Source organism: Burkholderia sp. F1 (genome assembly GCF_050813845.1).
GTDB classification, from domain to species: domain Bacteria; phylum Pseudomonadota; class Gammaproteobacteria; order Burkholderiales; family Burkholderiaceae; genus Burkholderia; species Burkholderia ubonensis.
Genome location: NZ_CP172422.1, coordinates 340,662 through 362,949 on the forward strand (window position 1 = coordinate 340,662; position 22,288 = coordinate 362,949).

Below are 22,288 nucleotides of genomic sequence, written 5' to 3' on the forward strand. Positions count from 1 at the left end.
AGAAGTCATTCACCAAGGCCATGGAACGGAGATGCCGGCTCCGTTCTCGATGGCCCGTTCATACAGGAAGCGCGCGACCGTCAGGTCCTGCAGCGCGAGTCCGGTCATATCGAATACCGTGACGTCGCCCGACGAGCGATCGAAGGACGCCGTTCCCGCCAGGAGGTCGCCGATTTCAGTGCACGGCAGCGCCGGCGCCCATTGACACTCGCCAATGCCGCGCGCCTGATCCCGGTCGTCCACGACAATGCGCGCACGCGCCAGCACGCCCTCCGGAAGTTCGCGCTTGCCTGCCGTGTCGGCGCCCACGCAAGTCAGGTGGGTGCCCGGCTGGACCGCATCGGCTTCGAACAACGCGCCGCCGCCCGGCGTGGCGGTGATGACCACGTCGCTGTGGGCCACCGCATCGTTACGGTCCCGTGCCACGCGGATCGCGCATCGGTCCCGGAATGCCGCTTCGAGCCCCGGATCCGGCTCGCCACCGACGTTCACGTACTGCACCGTGCAACGTTGCGGCAGCAGCTTCAGTGCGTAGGCGAGCTGGACGCGCGCCTGCACCCCCGTGCCGAACACGCAGATTCGGGTGCTCTCGGGGCGCGCGAGCTGTTGCAGTCCCAGGCCGCCAGCCGCGCCGGTCCGGGCGGTGGTGATCGCATTGCCGTCCATGATGCAAAGCGGGCGGCCCGTGTGCGGGTCGAACAGCGCGACGGTCGCCTGGTGAGGCTCGCCGCCTCGGCCCCGGTTGCCTGGCCAGAATCCGGCCGCCTTGAAGCCGAGAAGGTCCCGGCTTGCGACGTCGCCGGACTTGATGCCGAATACGCCGCCCGTGCGCAGCTTCTCGCGGACCACCGGAAAAACCCGTCCGGCCCTTTGACTGTGCAGGACAAAGGCTTCACGAACCGCGGCCATGACTTGCTCGGCTTGAAGGGCGGGTTCGACCGCATCCCGGTCGAGTAGAAGGAGTTGGGCGTCTGTCGGCATCGTCAGGTCAGCCTGTCTGGCGCAATGCCAGTCGAGTATTTTTGCAGTGTGTCTAAATTTAGACAAACAGTCAAGTCGTGGGCGCCGCGCAGAACCTATACAATGTGACCAAATCTAGATGAAGAGTCCAGGATGGCTAAGAAACGACTGACCGGCGAGCAGCAGGCAATTCTTGAGCAGGTCAAGCAAATCGCGGCGGGGCTGGGCGAGACGCTGGCGCCGTTTACGGAGGTGGTGGTTCACGACCTGCGCTCGCCGAAGCATGCGATTCTCGCCATCCACAACAACCTGTCCGGGCGCGAGGTTGGCGACCCTGCGACGGAACTCGGCCTGGCTCGCATTGCAGACGACAGCTACCCGCAAGTGCTCGCGAACTATGCGAATCGGTTCAGCGACGGGCGCCAGGCCAAAAGCACGTCGATCGGCATCAAGGATTCGGAAGGGCATTACTTCGCCGCCCTCTGCCTGAACGTGGACGTGACGCTGTTCCGCAGCATCGCGACGCTGCTGGAACAGTTCTCGGCGCCCGGCTCGGAGGTGCTCAGGGAATCGCTGGACCCGTCGACCGCCGACTCGCTTCGCGAGCGGATCGACCGGTTCGCGGTCGGCCTGGCGACCACGCCGCAGGCGCTGCGTACCGACCAGCGCAGGGCCCTGATGCAGGCGCTCAGGGAAGAGGGCTATCTGGACTTGCGGCGGTCGATGGAGACGATTGCGCAACACCTGGGCGTATCGCGCGCGACCGTGTACAACGACGCCAAGTAACGGCGAACGCCGCGTGTCGCGGCATGCGTCCCGGCTCGGGATGTCGGTCACCACCCGTAGAATCGCGGCCAGGCCTGCATCGCGCCGTCTTCGCCTGCGGCGTGATACTCGGGATGTTGCGCGCCGGTGGCGCACGCGTGGTTCGGCAGGATTCGCAGACGGGTTCCGATCGGAAATTGCTTCGCGATGTCTGCGTCCGGCGTGCGCAGGCGCGACACGATGCCGTGCTCCTGGTTGGCTGCGCTCACGACGTACTCCCCGAGCACCTCGCCGTCTTCGGCGCATACCTGTCCGTAGCCGAAATCCCGGGCCTGGCGCTGCGTTCCACGGTCCCGGCTCATGGCCATCCAGCCCGCGTCGATAATCGCCCAGCCCTTCTCTTCCTGGTGTCCGATGACGGTAGTCAGCACCGAGAGCGCAATCTCGGACAGCGCGCAAACGCCCACGTTGTGCATCACGAGGTCGAACATCACATAGACGCCCGCCCGGACTTCCGTAACGCCCTCGAGGTGTTCCGCCGAGAGTGCGGTTGGCGTCGACCCGATGCTCACAACCGGGCAAGGCAACCGCGCGGCCCTGAGGCGTTGCGCGGCGCGCACGGCGCGGCTGCGCTCCTGCTCGGCAATCTTCACCAGGGCTTCCCGGGTGTCGTATTCGTAGCTGGAGCCGGCGTGAGCCAGGACCCCGCCGAGGATCATTCCGCCATCGACGAGTGCGTGTCCCACGTCGATCAACAGATCGTCCTCCGGCTGGATGCCTGAGCGATGACCGTCGACGTCGACCTCGATCCAGACTTCGAAGCGCTCGCCTTGCTCGCGCCCGAAGTCGGCGATCGCCTTTGCCGCATGCAGGCTGTCGGCGACGAGCTTCAGGTCGCAGCCCTGCCGGCGAAGCGCAAGCGCCTGGCCAAGCTTGGCGGGAGCCATGCCGACCGCGTAGACGATGTCCCGGACCCCGCCCGCGAAGAACTGCTCGGCTTCCTTGAGTGTCGAGACCGTGATGCCTTGCGCGCCCGCCGCGATTTGCGCGTCGACGACGTGCCGGCATTTGGTGGTTTTGACGTGGGGCCGGAACTTGACCCCGAGTTTGTCCAGGCGCGCTTGCATGCGGTCGATGTTGTGACGCATGCGACCGGCATCGATCAATGCGGAGGGGGTGTCGAGCGTTTGAATGCCCATGATGCGTTTGCCTCGATGTGTTATCGACGCGAACACTGTAGGCCCGGCGATTGCCGATGTGTTTAACGGCTGCCTAATCCATCATTAAGCGACGTTTAATCCTTCATGCGTTGCTGCGCCAGGGCGGCGGGCTGAGGAATTGCTTCGCGGTTTCGAGAAAAACCCGCTGTCGGACGGACCGGCCCGTTCGCGACGGCAAGAGCGCGGTCACCGGTGCGGACGGCAGGCGCCAGTCGGGCAGCAACCTGACGAGCTTGCCCTCCGCCAGCAAATGCGCGACGTCCCACTCGGAGCGTTCCACAATCCCGAGCCCGGCCAGCGCCCATTCCGTGATGACGGTGCCGTCGTTGGACGAGAGCGCGCCCGCGACGCGGATGACGGTGGACCGTCGAGAGTCGCCTTCACCGTCGCCTTCCTGCGAGAAGCGCCATCGCGGTACGTCCTCGTCGTTCTCCCGCAGGCACAGGCAGTTGTATCGTGCCAGGTCGGACGGGTGATTCAGTGCCTTGATGCGGCGTGCGTACGCTGGGCTCGCACACAGGAATCGCTCGTTGGGCGCCAGCGGATACCCGACCCAGGATGACGACTTGAGGGTGCCGACGTGCACGACCACGTCGGCGCCGGACGCATTGGCCAGCGGGCTCTCCGACAGGTGCAGCGATATTTCGAGCTTTGGATGCGCCAGTTGCACGTCGCGCACGATCCGGGATACGTACTTCCGCCCGAAGCCAAGAGAGGCGACAACGCGGAGCGTGCCTTGCACCTCGCCGTGGTCCCCCGAGATATGGACCGGTAGAGCCTCCACTCGCTCGAGAATATCCAGTGCTTCCTGGTACAGCCGCTGCCCCTCGTCGGTCAACGAGATCCCGTTCGATTTCCGCACGGCGAGCCTTGCGCTCAGCCGCTCCTCCATTCTCTGCAGGCGAATCGTGACGGCAGGCGGCGTGAGATCGAGCAACCGAGCGGCAGAGGCCAATGAGCGCGACGCCCCGATGGCGCGAATGAGGCGAAGGTCTTCCAGATCGAGCATTTTGCGTACCTTGGGGTCTGTTCACGTATGGGACGCGCGTGCGTTGCCGGCTTTCGCGTCGCCGGATTTTCTCCTACAGTAGCGGAGCTTCGGGCCGTCAGGCCCGCGAGCGGAGCCTGAGAGATTGAGAAAAATCAGAACGAGGGAACAGACGCAATGAACATCAGCAAGCGTGGCGATCACCTGTTCGCCGCCGGCCTGTGGAAGGCGATCGGCGACGTCGCACGATCGGTCCGCAGCCAGGTCGGCGAATACAGCGAAGGGCGCGTCCTCAGCAACGAACTGTTCGCACTGCAGCGTGAACTGGGGGGCAGCGATTTCGACGTGACGATCAACAAGGGCCGCCCCGTCACCGGGGCCGACGCGCATTCGCTTGCCTTCGGCGCGGCCGTGCGCCGATTCAAGCTGGATATGGAGGCGCTGGTATTCGCGCTGCAGTACCGGCGCAGCATCGACGACACGGATCCGGCCGTCCGCTTCGCCGCACTGACCCAGGCCAACGAGCAGCTTGCACGCGCGAAGCAATACGCGACGCTGACCGTGCGGCAGTTCTTCGATACGGTCGTCGACCCGAGTGTCCGGGACCAGCTCCTGGGCGACAAGCCGGGCGGCGGCGACAGCACCCGGTTCGCGGTGGCCAGCGCGAAGCTGGAGCGTGTGCGCCGCGCGATCGTCGAGAGCATTTCGAAGATGTGACGGCGGCGGTCGGGGCGGGACGCCGCGCCGACCGTTCCCGCCCGAGCGCACACAGCCCGGCGCGTGCCGGGCTGTCCTGCATCACACGCGGAGCGGCGGCCGGCCGCTCCGTCATGCCCAACCGCGAACCGCTTACTGCGGCCCCATCTTCCGGATCAGCGCGTCGAGCTGCGCGACTTCCTCGTCGTTCAGGTCGACGAGCGGCGCGCGCACCGGGCCCGCATCGTGGCCGACGAGCTTCGCGCCCGCCTTGACGATGCTGACCGCGTAACCCGCGCGGCGGTTGCGGATCTGCAGATACGGCAGGAAGAATTCGTCGAGCAGGCGGCCGACCGTCGCGTGATCGTCCTTCGCGATCGCCTCGTAGAACGCCATCGCGGTCTTCGGGATGAAGTTGAATACCGCCGACGAATACACCGGCACGCCGAGCGCCTTGTACGCCGCCGCATAGACTTCGGCGGTCGGCAGGCCGCCGAGATACGAGAAGCGCTCGCCGAGGCGGCGGCGGATCGTGACCATGCTCTCGATGTCGCCGACGCCGTCCTTGAAGCCGATCAGGTTCGGGCAGTGGTCGGCGAGGCGCTCGAGCATGTCCGCGTTCAGCTTCGAATTCGCGCGGTTGTAGACCACCACGCCGATCTTCAGCGCACGGCACACCTGCTCGACGTGCTCGGCGATGCCTTCCTGGCTCGCTTCGGTCAAATAGTGCGGCATCAGCAGGATGCCGCTCGCGCCGAGGCGCTCGGCTTCCTGCGCGTATTCGATCGCGACCCGCGTCGCGCCGCCCGCGCCGGCCAGGATCGGCACCTTGCCCCTGCAGGTCTCGGTCGCGACGCGGATCACGTCCGAGTACTCGCGCTGCGTGAGCGAGAAGAATTCACCCGTGCCGCCGGCGGCGAACAGCGCGGTCGCGCCGTACGGCGCGAGCCATTCGAGGCGCTCGGCGTAGGTCGTCGGGCGGAAGTTGCCGTTCGCGTCGAAATCCGTCAGCGGAAACGACAGCAGGCCGTGAGAAATGATCTGTTTGAGTTCTTGCGGAGAAGTCATGATTGGGTCGTCCGTCTAGCGCGAGTGCTGGGTTCGTCGGGAACGGCATGCGGGCCAAGAGTGGCGATGTCGTTGTATGTCATCGTACAACAACGCGAAGGGGCGGTGCAAGCGGTTTGCTGTCGGAGGGGTGATAGGGTCTTTACGGATAAGGGTTTACGTACGATGCTCCGGTGGTGTTCAATGTCATATGATGACTAACGATTTAGCCAGTAGCCTCCAGGAGTTCCGATGACTGCTTCTCCTCTTTATATCCGCGTGCATCCGGACGACAACGTCGCGATCGTCGTCAACGACGGCGGCCTGCCCGAGGGCGCGACGTTCGCCGACGGGCTGACGCTGCGCGAGGGCGTGCCGCAGGGGCACAAGGTTGCGCTGGCCGATCTCGCGGCCGGCGATCCGGTCGTTCGCTACAACGTCGTGATCGGCTACGCGCTGACCGACCTGCGGCGCGGCAGCTGGGTCAACGAGCGCACGATGCGCATGCCCGAGCCGCCGGGCCTCGACGACCTGCCGCTCGCCACCCGCAAGGCCCCGCCGCTGCCGCCGCTCGAAGGCTATACGTTCGAGGGCTTCCGCAATCCGGACGGCTCGGTCGGCACGCGCAACATCCTCGCGATCACGACGACCGTGCAGTGCGTGTCGGGCGTCGTCGAGCACGCGGTGAAGCGGATCAAGGCCGAGTTGCTGCCGCGCTACCCGAACGTCGACGACGTGGTCGGGCTCGAGCACACGTACGGCTGCGGCGTCGCGATCGACGCGCCGGACGCCGACATCCCGATCCGCACGCTGCGCAACATCAGCCTGAACCCGAACTTCGGCGGCGAGGTGATGACGGTGAGCCTCGGCTGCGAGAAGCTGCAGCCGGACCGCCTGCTGCCGCCGGACGCGATCCCGGTCGCGGCCGATGGTGAGCCTGGCGACAACGGCGGCGTGGTGTGCCTGCAGGACGCCGCGCACGTCGGCTTCAATTCGATGATCGACTCGATCATGACGATGGCCGAGTCGCATCTCGAGCGGCTGAACCGCCGCCGCCGCGAGACCTGCCCGGCGTCGGACCTCGTCGTCGGCGTGCAGTGCGGCGGCAGCGACGCGTTCTCCGGGCTGACCGCGAACCCGGCGGTCGGCTTCGCGGCGGACCTGCTGGTGCGCGCAGGCGCGACGATCATGTTCTCGGAGGTGACGGAAGTGCGCGACGGCGTCGCGCAGCTCACGTCGCGCGCGGCGAACGAGGACGTCGCGCGCGCGATCATCCGCGAGATGGACTGGTACGACCGCTACCTGCAGCGCGGCCGCGTCGACCGCAGCGCGAACACGACGCCCGGCAACAAGAAGGGCGGCCTGTCGAACATCGTCGAGAAGGCGATGGGCTCGATCGTGAAGTCGGGCAGCGCGCCGATCGCCGGCGTCGTGCCGCCGGGCGAGCGCGCACGGCAGAAGGGGCTGCTGTACGCGGCGACGCCCGCGAGCGATTTCATCTGCGGCACGCTGCAGCTCGCGGCGGGGATGAACCTGCACGTGTTCACGACCGGGCGCGGCACGCCGTATGGTCTCGCGCAGGTGCCGGTGATCAAGGTCGCGACGCGCAGCGACCTCGCGCGCCGCTGGCACGACCTGATGGATCTCGATGCCGGGCAGATCGCGACCGGCGCGGCGACGATCGAGGACGTGGGCTGGGAGCTGTTCCGGCTGATGCTCGACGTCGCGAGCGGCAAGCGCCGCACGTGGGCCGAGCAGTGGAAGCTCGCGAACGCGCTGGCGCTGTTCAATCCGGCGCCGGTGACCTGACGCGCGGGCGATCGGACGGTCGATCGGCATGCGGGCGCCTTCGTGGCGCCCGTTTCGGTTTTGACGCGTGCGCGACGCGCGAAGCATGCTTGCCTCGAACGTAATCGACCGCCGCCGCGACGCGAACGTCGTGAGTTGAGCGCAGCGGCCGCCGGGATCGGGTAACGTATGCGGTTTGTTCACGATCCCGGAGACCTGCCGTCATGTTGAAGAATCTCGATCCGCTGCTGCACGCCGATATCCTGCACGCGCTGCGCGCGATGGGCCACGGCGACGAAGTGGCGATCTGCGATGCGAATTTTCCGGCGGAGTCGGTTGCGCGGCATACGGCGGTCGGCCGCGCGCTGCGCATCGACGGCGCCGATTCGGCGCGGGTCGTGCGCGCGGTGCTGTCGGTGCTGCCGCTCGACACGTTCGTCGATGCGCCCGCAGCGCGGATGGAAGTCGTCGGCGATCCGGTTGCCGTCCCGCCGGTGCAGCGCGAAGTGCAGGCCGAGATTGATCGCGCGGAAGGGCGCGCGGTGCCGCTCGCCGGCATCGACCGGTTCGCGTTCTACGCGCGCGCGCAGCAGGCGTATGCGGTGATCGTCACCGGCGAGTCGCGCGGCTACGGCTGCTTTCTGTTCAAGAAAGGCGTGTTGTTGAGCGACGCGGTCTAAACTTGCCGATTGCTTCGTTGTCCGGATTCGGGCAGGCCGCCGTGTAAAGATTTGCTACAACCTTTTGCTTTGACGCGGCCGAAAGAGCCTCTATTCTGGCCCATTTGCCGGGCCTCCAGGCCCGCGAGCCGCACGGGCCGCGACCCGCGCGGCAGGCCGAACTGCAACGAGGAGAAAGGCATGACGCGTCCCGTCGATTCCGGCGTCATTTTTTTCGCGCGCCTGGCGCTGGCGGCGCTGTTTCTGTGGGGCGGCGTGATGAAGCTGCTCGGCTACGGCGACTTCGTCGGCTACCTGCGCGGCCTGAACGCGCCGTTTCCGACCTATATCGCGCCGGTCATCGTCGCCATCGAAGGGCTCGGCGCGCTGCTGCTGATCGTCGGCTACAAGGTGAAGCCGCTCGCATTGCTGATGGCGTTCTACACGCTGGCGACCGCGGTGATCGGTCACAATTTCTGGGACGCGACGAACCCCGCCGTCCAGCACGAGATGGTGATCCATTTCTGGAAGAACGTCGCGATCGCCGGCGGCTTCCTGCTGCTGTTCGTGACCGGCGCGGGCGGCGTGAGCATCGACGGCGTGCGCCGGCCCGCTTCGTCGTACGGGGGCCTGCGCTGAACGCGCGACCGGCCGCTTACTGGAACGGCAGGCCCGGCGGCTCGGCGCGCGCGGCGGACGCGGGATCGTGACCGGACAGGAAGTGCAGTAGCGTCCAGTTGAACCTGTCGGCGCGATCGAGGTTCGGATGGTGGCCGCTGCCCGGCAGCGAACCGAACTGCGCGCCCGGGATCATCGCCGCGAGACGCCGGCCTTCGACCGGTGGATACACGCCGTCGTCCTCGCTGTGCAGCACCAGCGTTTCGCTGCGCACGAGATTCAGGCGGCGCCGCACGTCGTAGCTCGCGATGCCGTCGCACATGCGCGCGAGATGCGTCGCGTCGGTCGCGGCCGCGCGCGCATGACCGATCTGATACGCAATTTCCCCTCTCTCCGACTGCGCGAATTCCGCGCTGACCAGCGACGGCCACATCTCCTCGAACCAGCGCACCGCGCCGTCGCCGCGCTGGAATCCCGCTTTCCACTGCCCGACGCGGCGCACGTAGTCGTCGGCGACCAGATTCGAACAGCCGTTGCACACCACCAGCTTGCCGACGCGCGACGGCGCGTCGATCGCAACCGTCAGCGCAATCGCGCCGCCGAGCGACAGGCCGACGAGCGTCGCGCTGTCGAGACCGAGATGATCGAGCAGGCTCTCCAGGTCGGCGGCGAGCTCGTCCATCGCGAGCGTGCGAGACGGATACGACGACGCGCCGTGCCCGGGCAGGTCCGGCACGATCACGCGATATCCCGCGTGACGCAGGAACGGCACCTGACGTGCCCACATCAGCCCGCAACTGCCCAGATCGTGAATCAGCATGATCGGCAGGCCGCTGCCGATGTCCGCGTAATAGAGATCGTGGTCTTTGAATGATAGTTTTGCCATTTATGCTCCGTTGCGCGCCCACGTGCGCTCTCGTGGTTATCTTAATATTGAGATATATTCATGACAAGCGGGGTTCGATGACCTCTTCAGATGCGAGGATATTCATGAGCGCTCAGGCTTCCAGCGATCACGTCGACCGGGTCGTCGCGCAATGGCGCGACGAGCGGCCCGGGCTCGACGTGACGTCGATGGAGATCTTCGGCCGGCTGGCGCGGCTGGCGAAGCACTGCGAAAAGGCGCGCACCGAGGCGTTGTCGCCGTTCGGTTTCAAGGAAGGGGAGTTCGACGTGCTCGCGACGCTGCGGCGCGCGGGAAAGCCGTATGAATTGTCTCCGACGCAACTGTATCGCTCATTGATGATCACGTCGGGTGCGATCACCAACCGGCTGATGCGGCTCGAACAGGCGGGCTTCGTCGAGCGCGTGCCGAATCCGCACGACGGCCGGGGGCTCGCGGTGCGGCTCACGCCGGACGGGCTCGCGCTGATCGACCGGGCGGTCGCGGTGCACGTCGAGACGCAGGACCTGCTGCTCGGCGGACTGAGTCGCGACGAGCGCGCGGCGCTCGCCACGCTGCTGAAGACCGCATTGCTCGCGCTGCCGGGCGAGGCGCTGGCGCCGGACGACGGGGTCGGCTAGGCGCGCGAAGCGGCCGGCGTGCAAGGACCGCGCGCCGGACCGTCCGGGCTTGAGAGGGCCCGCAGGCATCACAACGACAACGAAAACGACCAGGACATATCGTGCTCAACAACAACGTATTGCGCCAACTCGACTTGCAGGACGTGATGGTGTTTCTGTGCCTGTACGAACACAAGAGCGCGCGCCGCACCGCCGAGGTGCTGAGCATCAGCCAGCCGACCGTCAGCTATTGCCTGAAGCGGCTGCGGAACTGCTTTCACGACGTGCTGTTCGATGTCGATCACGGCAGCCTCGTGGCGACGCCGAAAGCCGAGGCGATCGAGCCGTATCTGCGCAATGTGATCGATGCGGTCAACCATTGCGCGGACATGGACGACGACCAGGTCGCCGCGGCGGCGCACCGCGTGATCCGCGTGTGCGCGCCGGAATATTTCGAGCTGCTGCTGCTGCCGGGCGTGCTCGAATCGTTCATGAAGCGCGGCCGCGAGACGTCGCTGATCGTCGAGCGGCTCGGCCGCGAATTGCCGGTCGAGCGGCTGCTCGCCGGCGAGATCGATTTCGCGATCGGCTTCGGCCCCGGCTATCACCGGCTGCATCCGGACCTGCAATGGGAGTCGGTGCTGTCCGACACGTTCGTGTGCCTGACCGCATCGCGCAAGCTCGCGCCGACGACGCGCGTGACGCTCGACGAATTCTGCGACATGCATCACGTGTTCCCGACGCCGTGGATCTCCGAGCGCAACATGATCGACGGCTGGCTCGAGAAGCTCGGGCGGTCGCGCAACATCGTCGCGCGGGCGAACACGTATCAGGCCTGCCTGAACATCGTCTCGCGGCTGCCGGTCGTGCTGACGCTGCCGCAACGGCTGATTCCGTACCTGTCGATCCCGCCGTCGGTGCAGATCTGCGACGTGCCGCTCGGCTTCCCGACCTTCACGCTCGACGTGATCTGGGCGACCCAGATGGAGAAGAACCACGACATCCGCAGCATGCGGATGCTGTTCAAGGATCTCGCGAGCGCGAACATGCTCGAACCCGGCGCGGCGCACGCGCTCTGACCGGGGCGCGGGGCGGCGCGTGCTGGCGGGCGCGCCGCCCGGCCGATTCTTTCGCGTGACGAAGCACCCGGGAGGCTTTTTCACGAATCTCTCAACAAAATTACATTCAGCTTTTAATTTTTAAAACGGCGTGCCGCTTCGTGTCGGTAAATTAAGTGGTGTTCGACGAGGCCAAGACTCGAACACACCAAGACTAACCACACTGAGAGTGAGAGGCACATATGTTGGATGTTGACGTAGTCACCGCGCAGGTCCACCACAAGCCGTTGCCGCGTTTCGGTTTCGAACTGATCGAGAGCCTGGAGCCAGGCCAGAAGGCGATCGATATCGTCGATACCGATCAGTTATACGAAAATCTCGCCCACTCGGGCGTCGTGATCTACCGCAACTTCGCGGACACGCTCGAGGATTTCAACCGCTTCGTCAGCCAGCACTCGGCGCGCGTCACGTTCGATCCGGCGCGCAAGGCGTCGACCGAGAACACCGCCGAAATCGACGCGGGCCACCTAGAGATGGGCCTGCACCAGGAAAACGGCAACCTGCCGTTCACGCCGGACCTGCAGTGGTTCTTCTGCCTCGAGCCGGCGCGCGTCGGCTCCGAGACGACGATGTGCGACGGCCTGCGCGTGCTGCATGAGCTGTCGCCGGCCACCCGCCGCCTGTTCGAGCAGCGCAAGATCAAGTACGCGCGCCGCATTCCCTGGCCGAACGTGCAGCGGTTCCTGAGCATCGAGCTGCAGGTGAGCGCGCATGAGGTGAACGACACGCATCTCGAAGTCGTCAACCAGCGCGTGCCGGGCCAGCACTATCGCCGGCTCGATCAGTTCCTCGTGTCGTCCGAGCGCGTGACGAACGCGATCACCACGAGCTGCTTCTCCGGGCGCCGCGCGTTCTGCAATTCGCTGCTCGGGCCGAGCGTGAACTACGAACCGCCGCTCATCACGTGGGAAGACGGCACCGACATCGATTTCGAGGTGTGGGACGAGATCAAGGACGTGACCGCGCGCTACACGTACGACCTGTTCTGGAACAAGGGCGACATCGTCGTGATCGACAACACCCGCGTGATGCACGGCCGCCGCCGCCTCGCGGACACGGGCCGCCGGATCTTCGGCGCACAAAGCTATCGCAAAGGAGCCATCGCATGATCAGCGCACTTCTCGAACGTCATTTTGCCGAAGCGCCTGACCGGATCGTCGTGCGCGAGATGGAAGGCCGCGACTATTCGCTCGCGGAACTGCGCGCCGACGTGGAGCGCATCGCCGCGACGCTGCAGGACGTGTACGGCGATTGCAGCGGGCTCGTGTTCGGGATCGCCGCCCGCTCGAGCTACACGTGGGTCGCGACGATGCTGGCGATCTTCCGCGTGAAGGCCGTGCTGCTGCCGGTGCCGATCGAATTCTCCGACGAGCAGATCGGCAGCCTGCTGCACAAGGCCACCGCGATCTTCGCGCAGGACGCGCACACCGCGGCGCGCATCAGCGCGATCCTGCCCGGCATCGCGTGCCTCGACGCCGCGAGCGAACGCAGCGCGTGGCCCGCGCAGGGCGCGCCGGCCGGCGAGCGGATCGAGCCCGGCATCTGCGGGATCATCCATACGTCCGGCACGACGTCGAAGCCGAAGGGCGTGAAGATTCGCGACGAGGCGGTCGGCCTGCTCGTGACGAACGTGCTGAAGCGCGTGCCGCAGGCGCCGCTCGACTACCTGTCGATCGTGCCGATGAGCCTGCTGATCGAACAGGTGCTCGGCGTGTTCCTGCCGATCCTGTCCGGCGGCTCGCTGACGCTGATGCCGGCGCGCTATGCCGAGTACGGCGCGCGCAGCGGCAATGCACGCGACTACCTGGAGCTGATCGCGCAGGTCGATCCGAACTTCCTGTACCTGCCGCCGAAGCTGCTCGAGGAAGCCGACGCGCTGCTCGAATCGACGACCGTCACGAGCCTGTTCGGCCGCCGCAATCCGCACATCATCACCGGCGGCGCGAAGATTCCGGCCACCGTGCTCGAATCGCTCGACAAGCGCGGCGTGCAGGTCTACGAAGCGTACGGCCTGAGCGAGAACAGCTCGATCATCTCGCTGAACCATCCGGGGCATCGCCGCATCGGCTCCGCCGGCCCGCTGCTCGACGGCATCGTGCCGACGATCGTCGACGGCGAGCTGCGCGTGCTCACCCCGACGCTCTGCGCCGGCTACTACAACTCGGACGACACGTCGTGCGAGCTGACCGACGGCTATCTGCACACGGGCGACATCGCGGAGATCGTCGACGGCTACCTGTACATCACCGGCCGCAAGAAGCACGTGATCATCCTGTCGACGGCCCGCAACATTTCACCGGAGTGGGTGGAGACGGTCTACAAGGAAAGCGCGCTGATCGACGACATCGTCGTGTTCGGCGAAGGCCGGGAAGAGCCGGCGGCGATCGTGCTGTCGCAGCACGACGAGGCGGCGATTCGCGGCGAGATGGCGCGCCTCGAGCCGCGGCTCGCGGATTTCGCGCGGGTGCGGCGCGTGCGGGTGGTGACCGACATCGAGGGCTTCCGCAAGGACTATTACACGGTCACGGGCCGGCCGCGCCGCCAGCTGATCGAGCGCGATCTCGCGGCGTCGCTGTACTGACCGGGAGCCGAACGTGCACATCGTACGAACTTTCCATCCGGGGCAGGCCGCCTATCGCGCGATGCAGCTGGCGGTCGCTCAGAACTACTACCAGGCGCACGGCGCGCGTCCCGAGCCGCGTCCCGACCAGTTCTGGTGCCTGACCGACCGCGCGATGACGCTGCCCGGCTACGCGTGCGTCGGATTGAGCTGGGGCGACAGCGCCCAGCTCTTCTCGGAGCACTATCTGGACGAGTCGCTGACGCACCTGTACGGGCTGTCGCGCGCGGAGCTCGTCGAACTCGGGCAGTTCTCGTCGTTCGGCTCGAAGGGCGCGGGGCGCTACCTGATCGCGAACGTGTTCCGCACGCTTGCCCAGCATCACTACCGGTACGTGCTGATGACGGCGACCGAGCGGGTGCGGCACATCGTGCAGTCGCTGCAGATCGGCTATGACGATCTCGGTCACGCAAGCGTGAGCCGTGTGCGCGACCCGCACGTCGACTGGGGCACGTACTACGACAACGCGCCGCGCGTGATCATGGTGAAGATCGACGGCATGGCCGCGCGCGGCGAGCTGCCCGCCTGGAGCCCGATCGACGACAAGCCACCGCCGCGCTGCGCTTCCCGGCACGTCGCGCTCGCCGCGACGGGTCATTGATCCCGGTGGGCCGTGCGCTTCGGCGCCGGCCCGCCTCGTTACATCTGGAACGTCCCCATGTCCGATTCCAAACGATATGAAAACTTTCTCGTGTTCCTGGCGCCGCTGATCAACAGCGTCGGCGGGATCGCGATCGACCTGTACGCACCGAGCATTCCGGCGATCGGCCACGAGCTCGGCGTCGCGCCGAGCATGATGCAGAACACGATCACCATCACGCTCGTGTTCTATGCGCTCGGCCAGCTCGCGTTCGGCATGCTCGCCGACTGGTGGGGGCGGCGGCCGTCCGTGCTGGCCGGCCTCGCGCTGTTCATCGCGGGCAGCGCGCTCGCGGTGGCCGCGCCGTCGTTCGAGGCGCTGATGATCGGTCGCGCGATCCAGGGCTTCGCGATCGGGTCATGCCAGGTGGTCGCGCGCGCCGTGCTCGTCGATACCGTGAAGGGCGACCGTTTCCGCGTCGCGATCGTCTACCTGAGTCTCGCGTTCGGGCTCGGCCCGGTGATCGCGCCATACGTCGGCGGGATCGTGCAGGAGATGGCGGGCTGGCGCTGGAACTTCGTCGTCTATTGCGGCTACGGGCTCGTCGTGCTGTCGTTCGCGTTCGCGGGGCTGCGCGAGTCGCTGCGGCCCGAGATGCGGCGCACGCCGGCGCAAACGATAGCGGGCTACCGCGAGATCCTGTCCGATCCGCATTTCCTGTCCGCCGTCGGGATGCTCGGGATGAGCTTCTCGGCGTTCCTGATGTGGAACGTGATCGGGCCGTACATCGTGCAGCATCGCCTCGGGCACAGCGCGTCGTACTTCGGATCGACGGCGCTCGCCGTCGGCCTGTGCTACCTCGGCGGCACGACGCTGAACCGCAGCCTGATCAAGCGCTACAGCGGCGAGCAGCTGATGCGCGGCGGGATCGTGCTGTTCGCGCTCGGCGTCGCGTGCGTCGCGTCCAGCGGCACCGCGCTCGTGCTCGCCACCGCGCTCGGCGGGATCATGCTGATCGCATTCGCGCAGGGCTTCATCTTCTCGAACGCGATGGCCCGCTCGATGGCGCTGTTTCCGGGGCGCGCGGGCGCCGCGGCGAGCCTGCAGGGCTGCCTGATGCTGGTGCTCGGCTCGCTCGCGTCGGGCATCGTGAGCGCGCTGCCGATCGCGACCAACGCGGCGATCGCGGTGATGTTCGTCTGCCTGCTCGGCGTGACCTCGTTCGCGTTCCGGCAACTGCATCGCCTGCACGTTCAGGTGGCGCGATGAAGGCGGCCGCCGCGCTCGCGCTGCGCCTCGTGCTCGGCGTGTTCTGGGCGTGGGCCGGGCTGTCGAAGCTCGCCGGGAGCTTCGACGCCGCGCCGTTCCTCGCGGCCGCGGCGTCCCGTTCCGCCGCGGCGCCCGACGCGGTGCGGCTCGCGCTCGTCGACGCGATCGGCAGGTTCGCGCTGCCGCACGTCGCCGCGATCAACGTCGCGGTGCCGTGGCTCGAGCTCGGCGCGGGCCTGTCGATCCTGCTCGGCATCGCGGCCGGCTGGGGAATCGCCGCGGCCGCCGCGATGTCCGCGCTGTTCCTGATGTGCGGGGCCGTGAGCACGAACCCGCTGCTGCTGCTCGGCGCGGTGCTGCTCGCGATGTGGCATCCGTATGCGCGCGCGTGGTCCCTTGACGCGCTGCGCCCGCTCACTCCCCGATCCTGACCACGGCGGTGGGCGATTTCAGGCCGCACGTCCGGTTGTCGCCGGACGTGCGGCTCTTTTTTTCGTACGGACGCCGCACGAAATATTTAAACGGGCCTTCAAAAAATTGACATCTGGCGCGTGTGGACCCGACCACACTGACACCATGACTCACTTGATCGGGAAGATTCCCATGAGACGCTCAACGTTCTATACCGTCGGTGCGCTGGCCGTCCTGTTCGGCGCGCTGTTCCTGTGGCGCATGGAGCGCGTGTCGGCCGCCGATCGGCCGGCCGCGCCCGCAGCGCCGCTGCCTGTCGAAACCGTCGTCGTCGCGCCGCGCGCCGATCAGCCGTCGCTCGATGCGGTCGGTTCGCTCGAAGCGGTGCGGCAGGTGACGATCGCGCCGGAAGTCGCCGGGCGCGTCGTCGACATTCGCTTCGTCGCGGGCTCGCGCGTGAGCGCCGGACAGCCGCTCGTGCAGCTCTACGATGCGCCCGAGCAGGCGAAGCTCGCCGGGCTGCAGGCGAAGGCCGACTACACGCGCCGGCAGTTCGCGCGCGCCGAGCAGCTCGTGCCGAACGGCGCCGAACCGAAGGCGACCTTCGACGCGCGCCGCTACGAGCTCGACGCGGCGCGCGCCGACATCCGCGAGACGCAGGCCGTGATCACGCAGAAGCTGATCCGCGCGCCGTTCTCCGGCGTGATCGGCCTGCGGCGCGTGAACCTCGGCCAGTACCTGAATCCGGGCGACGCGATCGTGACGCTCACCGATCTCGATGCGCTGCACGCGAACTTCACGGTGCCGCAGAAGGCGCTGAGTCGCGTCGCGCTCGGGCAAGCCGTGCGCGTGACGACGGACGCCTACCCGGGCCGCATCTTCGAAGGGCGCGTGACCGCGATCGAGCCGCAGGTCGGCGACGAGACCCGCAACATCACCGTGCAGGCGACCGTGGCCAACGCCGACCAGCTGCTGCGCCCGGGCATGTACATCGATGCGCACCTGGCGCTGCCGGGCCGCGACACGGTGATCAGCGTGCCGGATACCGCGGTGCAGACGTCGCAGGCGGGCGATACCGTCGTCGTGGTCGAGCAGCGCGACGCACGCGGTGTCGGCGTGGCGCGCGTGCGCCAGGTGCGCATCGGCGCGCGCGACCGGGGCCGCATCGTCGTCGAGGACGGGCTGCGCGCCGGCGACGTGGTCGTGACGACCGGGCAGCTGCGCGTCGCGCCGGGCGCGAAGGTGCAGGCGCTCGCCGATGCGTCCGCGCAACGGGAGACCGTGCGATGAGCCAGCCCACGCAAGGATCCACACAAGGCGCGCGCTTCACCGACATCTTCGTCCGGCGGCCGGTGCTGTCGCTCGTCTGCAGCCTGCTGGTCCTGCTCATCGGGCTGCGCTCGCTCGGCGCGCTGCCGGTGCGCCAGTACCCGATGCTCGAGAGCGCGACGATCAGCGTCGAAACCGCGTATCCGGGCGCGTCGCAGGCGCTGATGCAGGGCTTCGTGACGACGCCGATCGCGCAGTCGATCGCGACCGCGGACGGCATCGAGTACCTGACGTCCACGTCGACGCAGGGCAAGAGCGTCGTGAAGGCGCGGCTGCGCCTGAACGCGAACGCCGACCGCGCGATGACGGAAATCATGGCGAAGGTGCAGGAGGTCAAGTACAAGCTGCCCGAAGGCGCGTACGACTCGGTGATCACGAAGCTCACCGACGCGCCGACGGCCGTCATGTATCTCGGCTTCTCGAGCGACACGCTGTCGATTCCGGAGATCACCGACTACGTGGTGCGGGTCGCGCAGCCGCTCGTCACGACCGTGCCGGGTGTCGCGTCGGCCGAGATCGTCGGCGGGCAGAACCTCGCGATGCGGGTCTGGCTCGACGCGTCGCGGCTCGCCGCGCACGGGCTGTCGGCCGCGGACGTCGCGCTCGCGCTGAAGGCGAACAACGTGCAGGCCGCGCCGGGCCAGGTGAAGGGCGCGCTCACGGTCGCGGACATCTCCGCGAATACCGATCTGACCGACGTCGGCGCATTCGGCAACCTCGTCGTGAAGTCCGACGCGAACGGCAGCTTCGTGCGGCTGCGCGACGTCGCGACCATCGAGCTCGGCGGACAGCAATACAACGCGAGCGCGCTGATGAACGGCCACCGCGCGGTGAACATCGCGATCAACGCGACGCCGTCGGGCAACCCGCTCGACATCGTGCGCGGCGTGCAGGCGCTGCTGCCGACGATGGAGCGCAACAAGCCGGCCAGCATCCGGATCGGCGACGTGTTCGACGTCGCGCGCTTCGTCAACGCGTCGATCGACGAGGTGCGCGAGACGATCGTCGAGGCGATCGCGATCGTCGTCGTCGTGATCTTCCTGTTCCTCGGCTCGTTCCGCGCGGTCGTGATCCCGGTCGTGACGATTCCGCTCGCGCTCGTCGGCTCCGCCACGCTGATGCTCGCCGCCGGCTTCTCGCTGAACCTGCTCACGCTGCTCGCGATGGTGCTCGCGATCGGGCTCGTCGTCGACGACGCGATCGTCGTCGTCGAGAACATCCACCGGCACATCGAATCCGGCGAGCCGCCCGCGCGCGCGGCGCTGCTCGGCGCGCGCGAGATCGCGTCGCCCGTCATCGTGATGACGATCACGCTCGTCGCCGTGTACGCGCCGATCGGCCTGATGGGCGGGCTGACCGGATCGCTGTTCCGCGAATTCGCGTTCACGCTCGCGGGCGCGGTGTGCGTGTCCGCCGTGATCGCGCTGACGCTGTCGCCGATGCTGAGCTCGCTGCTGCTCGACAGCCGGATGTCGGAAGGGCGCATCGCGCGGGCGATCGAGCACACGCTGTCGCGCATCACGCACGGCTACCGGCGGCTGCTGCACGCGAGCCTGTCCGCGCGGCCGGCGGTGCTGGTGTTCGGCGCGGGCGTGCTGCTCGGCATCGGGCTGCTGTTCAGCGGCGTGAAGCGCGAACTCGCGCCGCAGGAGGACCAGGGCTCGATCATGCTGCAGGTGAAGGCGCCGCAGTACGCGAACCTCGACTACCTCGAACGCTACGCGCCGCAAGTCGAGAAGGTGTTCCGCTCGCTGCCGGAGGCCGACACGAGCTTCGTGCTGAACGGCGTCGGCGGCGCCAATCTCGGCTTCGCCGGCGTGAACCTCGTCGACTGGTCGAAGCGCACGCGCGGCGCCGCCGATCTGCAGGCGCTCGTGCAGGCGCGCGCGAACGCGATCGCCGGCGACCAGGTGTTCACGTTCCTGCTGCCGTCGCTGCCCGCGTCGAGCGGCGGCCTGCCGATCCAGATGGTGCTGCGCGCGCCGGCCGACTTCAAGGACATCTTCGCGACGATGGGCAAGCTGAAGGCCGCCGCATCGAAGAGCGGGCTGTTCGCGGTCGTCGACAGCGACCTGACGTTCGACAGCCGCGCGGTCGGCGTGACGATCGACCGCAACCAGGCGAACGCGCTCGGCGTGACGATGAAGGACATCGCCGATACGCTCGCGGTGCTCGTCGGCGAGAACTACGTGAACCGCTTCGACCACAACGGGCGCTCGTACGACGTGATTCCGCAGGTTGCGCGCGCGGAGCGCCTGTCGTCCGACATGCTGAACCGCTATTACGTGAAGACGCGCAGCGGCAAGATGGTGCCGCTCGCGACGGTCGTGCACGTGTCGAACGGCAGCCAGGCGAACGCGCTCACGCAGTTCAACCAGATGAACTCGGCGACGCTGTCGGCCGTGGCCGCGCCGGGCGTGACGATGGGGCAGGCGGTCGAGTTCCTGCAGAAGCAGGCGCTGCCGCCCGGCTACGACATCGACTGGCTCGGCGAATCGCGCCAGTACGTGCAGGAGGGCAACCGGCTGACCGTCACGTTCGTGTTCGCGCTCGTCGTGATCTTCCTCGTGCTCGCCGCGCAGTTCGAGAGCCTGCGCGATCCGCTCGTGATCCTCGTGTCGGTGCCGCTGTCGGTGTGCGGCGCGCTCGTGCCGCTGTATCTCGGCTTTGCGACGCTGAACATCTATACGCAGATCGGGCTCGTCACGCTGATCGGGCTGATCTCGAAGCACGGGATCCTGATGGTGAGCTTTGCGAACGAACTGCAGCGCACGCAGAACCTCGACCGCCGCGCGGCGATCGAGCACGCGGCCGCCGTGCGGCTGCGGCCGATCCTGATGACGACCGCTGCGATGGTCGCCGGGCTCGTGCCGCTGATCTTCGCGCGCGGCGCGGGCGCGGCCAGCCGCTTCGCGATCGGGATCACGGTCTCGACCGGCATGCTGGTCGGCACGCTGTTCACGCTGTTCGTGCTGCCGACCGTGTACACGCTGATCGCGAAGCGGCATCGAGAGGCGGCGACGAGCGAACGCGCGCGCGTGCTGGAGACGGTATGAGCGCGCAATCGACAACGCGCGCCGCGACGGCGCGCAACGGGAGAATCATGAATCGGATCCGTGTTGCGGCCGCCGCGGCGGTCGCGCTCTTCGCCACGGGCTGCACGATGGCGCCGCATTACCAGCGGCCGGATGCGCCTGTCGCGCAGGCGTTCCCGTCCGGTGGCGTCTACGCGACGCAGCCGGCCGCGAAGGCCGGCGCGCGCAGCGCGAACGGCCAGGCGGCGGCCGACATCGGCTGGCGCGAGTTCTTCGTCGATCCGCGCCTGCAGCGGCTGATCGAGATCGCGCTGAAGAACAACCGCGACCTGCGGGTCGCGGTGCTGAACGTCGCGGCCGCGCGCGCGCAGTACCAGATCACGCGCGCGGACCTGATGCCGACGCTCGATGCGACGGGCGCCGGCTCGATCCAGCGCTTCCCGGCCGGCGTGTCGACGACCGGCGCGCCGCTGATCACGCGAAACTACAACGTCGGGCTGCAGGCGTCATGGGAGCTCGACCTGTTCGGCCGGCTCCAGAGCCTGAAGGACCAGGCGCTCGCGAAATACCTCGCGACCGCGCAGGCGCGCAAGGCGACGGAGATCCTGCTGGTGTCGCAGGTCGCGGACCAGTACCTGACGGTGCTGTCGACCGACGACCTGCTGAAGGTGACGAAAGAGACGCTGACGACCGCGCAGGCATCGTACGACCTGACGAAGCTGAAGTTCGACAACGGCACGGGCTCGGAGCTCGACCTGCGCCAGGCGCAGACCGTGGTCGAGACGGCGCTCGCGAACCAGCAGGCGCAGGCGCGTGCGCGCGCGCAGGCGGTGAACGCGCTGGTGCTGCTCGTCGGCGAGCCGCTGCCGGACGATCTGCCGCCGGGCATGCCGCTCGACGCGCAGAACTTCCTGACCGACATTCCGGCCGGGCTGCCGTCGGATCTGCTCGCGCGTCGCCCGGACATCATGGAAGCCGAGCAGAACCTGCTCGCGGCGAACGCGAACATCGGCGCGGCGCGCGCGGCGTTCTTCCCGCGCATCTCGCTGACGGGCGCGTTCGGCACCGCGAGCCCGACGCTCGGCGGACTGTTCAAGGCCGGCACCGCGGCGTGGTCGTTCGCGCCGCAGATCGCGATGCCGATCTTCGAGGGCGGCGCGAATCTCGCCAATCTCGATCTCGCGCACGTGCAGAAGCGCATCGAGATCGCGAGCTACGAGAAGGCGATCCAGTCGGCGTTCCGCGAAGTGGCGGACGGGCTTGCGGCGCGCGGCACGTACGACCAGCAGATCGCCGCGTTGCAGCGCAACGAGCATGCGCAGCAGCGTCGCTACGACCTGTCGGACCTGCGCTACAAGAACGGCGTGGACAGCTACCTGTCGGTGCTGACCGCGCAGACCGACCTGTACTCGGCGCAGCAGACGCTGATCACCGCGCGGCTCGCGCGCTGGACCAGCCTCGTCGACCTGTACCGTGCGCTGGGCGGCGGCTGGATCGAGCGGGCCGGCGAGACGCCGCGTCCGGCCGACCAGCCGGTCGACTACGGCAAGGCGGCTGCGCCAACGTCGCCCGCTGCGGCGAACGGCTGAGCGCTGCCGGTCAGACGCATGCGATGCCCCGCAAACGACAACGCCACGGACTGTCGACCGTGGCGTTGCCTGTCACGCGCGAGGTGTCGTGCC

At 67.6% G+C, this 22,288-nt stretch carries 20 protein-coding genes; 15 read left to right on the forward strand and 5 right to left on the reverse strand.

Going from position 1 to position 22,288, the window contains the following annotated elements:
* Nucleotides 1-9: 9 nt before the first annotated feature.
* The gene (locus tag ACFIMZ_RS20590) at nucleotides 10-981 is read right to left on the reverse strand and encodes an ornithine cyclodeaminase family protein (protein WP_431824181.1); all 972 of its coding nucleotides are present in this window, start codon (nucleotides 979-981) and stop codon (nucleotides 10-12) included.
* Between the two features lie 132 nt (nucleotides 982-1,113).
* On the opposite strand from ACFIMZ_RS20590, the gene ACFIMZ_RS20595 reads away from it, so the two are divergent.
* A complete protein-coding gene (locus ACFIMZ_RS20595; RefSeq protein WP_431824182.1) occupies nucleotides 1,114-1,746 on the forward strand; it encodes a helix-turn-helix transcriptional regulator in 633 nt (210 codons plus the stop codon).
* A 47-nt stretch (nucleotides 1,747-1,793) separates the two neighbouring features.
* On the opposite strand, the gene ACFIMZ_RS20600 is transcribed toward ACFIMZ_RS20595, so the two are convergent.
* Nucleotides 1,794-2,924 (reverse strand): DSD1 family PLP-dependent enzyme, encoded by a 1,131-nt coding sequence (locus tag ACFIMZ_RS20600; protein ID WP_431824183.1) that lies wholly within the window; start codon nucleotides 2,922-2,924, stop codon nucleotides 1,794-1,796.
* 103 nt (nucleotides 2,925-3,027) lie between these two features.
* On the reverse strand, nucleotides 3,028-3,954 hold the full coding sequence (locus ACFIMZ_RS20605) for a LysR family transcriptional regulator (RefSeq protein ID WP_431824184.1): 927 nt from the start codon (nucleotides 3,952-3,954) through the stop codon (nucleotides 3,028-3,030).
* A 156-nt stretch (nucleotides 3,955-4,110) separates the two neighbouring features.
* Between ACFIMZ_RS20605 and ACFIMZ_RS20610 the strand changes: the two genes are divergently transcribed.
* Entirely contained in the window at nucleotides 4,111-4,650 is a 540-nt protein-coding gene (locus tag ACFIMZ_RS20610) for a hypothetical protein (protein ID WP_431824185.1), read from the forward strand.
* A gap of 132 nt (nucleotides 4,651-4,782) precedes the next feature.
* Here ACFIMZ_RS20610 and kdgD read toward each other — a convergent pair whose 3' ends face one another.
* Entirely contained in the window at nucleotides 4,783-5,697 is a 915-nt protein-coding gene (gene kdgD, locus ACFIMZ_RS20615; RefSeq protein ID WP_431824186.1) for a 5-dehydro-4-deoxyglucarate dehydratase, read from the reverse strand.
* 231 nt (nucleotides 5,698-5,928) lie between these two features.
* Here kdgD and garD point away from each other — a divergent pair, with 231 nt between their 5' ends.
* The 3 genes from garD (at nucleotide 5,929) to ACFIMZ_RS20630 (ending at nucleotide 8,762) form a co-directional block, all read left to right on the forward strand.
* Nucleotides 5,929-7,485, forward strand: a complete 1,557-nt coding sequence (gene garD, locus ACFIMZ_RS20620) for a galactarate dehydratase (RefSeq protein WP_431824187.1) — start codon at nucleotides 5,929-5,931, stop codon at nucleotides 7,483-7,485.
* A gap of 203 nt (nucleotides 7,486-7,688) precedes the next feature.
* Nucleotides 7,689-8,144, forward strand: coding sequence for an RbsD/FucU family protein (locus tag ACFIMZ_RS20625; RefSeq protein WP_431824188.1), 456 nt, complete (start codon nucleotides 7,689-7,691; stop codon nucleotides 8,142-8,144).
* Nucleotides 8,145-8,324: 180 nt separating this feature from the next.
* Nucleotides 8,325-8,762 (forward strand): DoxX family protein, encoded by a 438-nt coding sequence (locus tag ACFIMZ_RS20630; protein ID WP_431824189.1) that lies wholly within the window; start codon nucleotides 8,325-8,327, stop codon nucleotides 8,760-8,762.
* 16 nt (nucleotides 8,763-8,778) lie between these two features.
* On the opposite strand, the gene ACFIMZ_RS20635 is transcribed toward ACFIMZ_RS20630, so the two are convergent.
* Nucleotides 8,779-9,627, reverse strand: coding sequence for an alpha/beta fold hydrolase (locus ACFIMZ_RS20635; protein WP_431824190.1), 849 nt, complete (start codon nucleotides 9,625-9,627; stop codon nucleotides 8,779-8,781).
* A 104-nt stretch (nucleotides 9,628-9,731) separates the two neighbouring features.
* Here ACFIMZ_RS20635 and ACFIMZ_RS20640 point away from each other — a divergent pair, with 104 nt between their 5' ends.
* From ACFIMZ_RS20640 to ACFIMZ_RS20685, 10 genes are all read left to right on the forward strand, one after another.
* On the forward strand, nucleotides 9,732-10,265 hold the full coding sequence (locus ACFIMZ_RS20640; protein WP_431824191.1) for a MarR family winged helix-turn-helix transcriptional regulator: 534 nt from the start codon (nucleotides 9,732-9,734) through the stop codon (nucleotides 10,263-10,265).
* 101 nt (nucleotides 10,266-10,366) lie between these two features.
* Entirely contained in the window at nucleotides 10,367-11,323 is a 957-nt protein-coding gene (locus ACFIMZ_RS20645; RefSeq protein ID WP_431824192.1) for a LysR substrate-binding domain-containing protein, read from the forward strand.
* 221 nt (nucleotides 11,324-11,544) lie between these two features.
* The gene (locus tag ACFIMZ_RS20650) at nucleotides 11,545-12,471 is read left to right on the forward strand and encodes a TauD/TfdA family dioxygenase (RefSeq protein ID WP_431824193.1); all 927 of its coding nucleotides are present in this window, start codon (nucleotides 11,545-11,547) and stop codon (nucleotides 12,469-12,471) included.
* Nucleotides 12,468-13,943, forward strand: a complete 1,476-nt coding sequence (locus tag ACFIMZ_RS20655) for an AMP-binding protein (protein WP_431824194.1) — start codon at nucleotides 12,468-12,470, stop codon at nucleotides 13,941-13,943. The genes ACFIMZ_RS20650 and ACFIMZ_RS20655 overlap by 4 nt, the downstream gene beginning before the upstream one ends.
* A 13-nt stretch (nucleotides 13,944-13,956) precedes the next feature.
* Complete coding sequence (locus ACFIMZ_RS20660) at nucleotides 13,957-14,583, forward strand: thermostable hemolysin (protein ID WP_431824195.1); 627 nt, start codon at nucleotides 13,957-13,959, stop codon at nucleotides 14,581-14,583.
* Nucleotides 14,584-14,640: 57 nt separating this feature from the next.
* Nucleotides 14,641-15,831 (forward strand): multidrug effflux MFS transporter, encoded by a 1,191-nt coding sequence (locus tag ACFIMZ_RS20665; protein WP_431824196.1) that lies wholly within the window; start codon nucleotides 14,641-14,643, stop codon nucleotides 15,829-15,831.
* Entirely contained in the window at nucleotides 15,828-16,262 is a 435-nt protein-coding gene (locus tag ACFIMZ_RS20670) for a DoxX family protein (RefSeq protein WP_431824197.1), read from the forward strand. The genes ACFIMZ_RS20665 and ACFIMZ_RS20670 overlap by 4 nt, the downstream gene beginning before the upstream one ends.
* 172 nt (nucleotides 16,263-16,434) lie before the next feature.
* Nucleotides 16,435-17,532 (forward strand): efflux RND transporter periplasmic adaptor subunit, encoded by a 1,098-nt coding sequence (locus ACFIMZ_RS20675; protein WP_431824198.1) that lies wholly within the window; start codon nucleotides 16,435-16,437, stop codon nucleotides 17,530-17,532.
* Nucleotides 17,529-20,627, forward strand: coding sequence for an efflux RND transporter permease subunit (locus tag ACFIMZ_RS20680; RefSeq protein ID WP_431824199.1), 3,099 nt, complete (start codon nucleotides 17,529-17,531; stop codon nucleotides 20,625-20,627). Before ACFIMZ_RS20675 ends, ACFIMZ_RS20680 begins: the two co-directional genes overlap by 4 nt.
* A gap of 47 nt (nucleotides 20,628-20,674) precedes the next feature.
* The gene (locus ACFIMZ_RS20685; RefSeq protein WP_431824200.1) at nucleotides 20,675-22,195 is read left to right on the forward strand and encodes an efflux transporter outer membrane subunit; all 1,521 of its coding nucleotides are present in this window, start codon (nucleotides 20,675-20,677) and stop codon (nucleotides 22,193-22,195) included.
* The last annotated feature ends 93 nt before the right edge of the window (nucleotides 22,196-22,288 follow it).

Coding starts and splice junctions, on each gene's coding strand:
- ACFIMZ_RS20655 (WP_431824194.1), top strand. CDS start 12,468: ATGATCAGCGCACTTCTCGAACGTCATTTTGCCGAAGCGCCTGACCGG.
- ACFIMZ_RS20610 (WP_431824185.1), top strand. CDS start 4,111: ATGAACATCAGCAAGCGTGGCGATCACCTGTTCGCCGCCGGCCTGTGG.
- ACFIMZ_RS20635 (WP_431824190.1), bottom strand. CDS start 9,627: ATGGCAAAACTATCATTCAAAGACCACGATCTCTATTACGCGGACATC.
- kdgD (WP_431824186.1), bottom strand. CDS start 5,697: ATGACTTCTCCGCAAGAACTCAAACAGATCATTTCTCACGGCCTGCTG.
- ACFIMZ_RS20600 (WP_431824183.1), bottom strand. CDS start 2,924: ATGGGCATTCAAACGCTCGACACCCCCTCCGCATTGATCGATGCCGGT.
- ACFIMZ_RS20595 (WP_431824182.1), top strand. CDS start 1,114: ATGGCTAAGAAACGACTGACCGGCGAGCAGCAGGCAATTCTTGAGCAG.
- ACFIMZ_RS20670 (WP_431824197.1), top strand. CDS start 15,828: ATGAAGGCGGCCGCCGCGCTCGCGCTGCGCCTCGTGCTCGGCGTGTTC.
- ACFIMZ_RS20630 (WP_431824189.1), top strand. CDS start 8,325: ATGACGCGTCCCGTCGATTCCGGCGTCATTTTTTTCGCGCGCCTGGCG.
- garD (WP_431824187.1), top strand. CDS start 5,929: ATGACTGCTTCTCCTCTTTATATCCGCGTGCATCCGGACGACAACGTC.
- ACFIMZ_RS20625 (WP_431824188.1), top strand. CDS start 7,689: ATGTTGAAGAATCTCGATCCGCTGCTGCACGCCGATATCCTGCACGCG.
- ACFIMZ_RS20675 (WP_431824198.1), top strand. CDS start 16,435: ATGAGACGCTCAACGTTCTATACCGTCGGTGCGCTGGCCGTCCTGTTC.
- ACFIMZ_RS20650 (WP_431824193.1), top strand. CDS start 11,545: ATGTTGGATGTTGACGTAGTCACCGCGCAGGTCCACCACAAGCCGTTG.
- ACFIMZ_RS20685 (WP_431824200.1), top strand. CDS start 20,675: ATGAATCGGATCCGTGTTGCGGCCGCCGCGGCGGTCGCGCTCTTCGCC.
- ACFIMZ_RS20665 (WP_431824196.1), top strand. CDS start 14,641: ATGTCCGATTCCAAACGATATGAAAACTTTCTCGTGTTCCTGGCGCCG.
- ACFIMZ_RS20640 (WP_431824191.1), top strand. CDS start 9,732: ATGAGCGCTCAGGCTTCCAGCGATCACGTCGACCGGGTCGTCGCGCAA.
- ACFIMZ_RS20605 (WP_431824184.1), bottom strand. CDS start 3,954: ATGCTCGATCTGGAAGACCTTCGCCTCATTCGCGCCATCGGGGCGTCG.
- ACFIMZ_RS20590 (WP_431824181.1), bottom strand. CDS start 981: ATGCCGACAGACGCCCAACTCCTTCTACTCGACCGGGATGCGGTCGAA.
- ACFIMZ_RS20680 (WP_431824199.1), top strand. CDS start 17,529: ATGAGCCAGCCCACGCAAGGATCCACACAAGGCGCGCGCTTCACCGAC.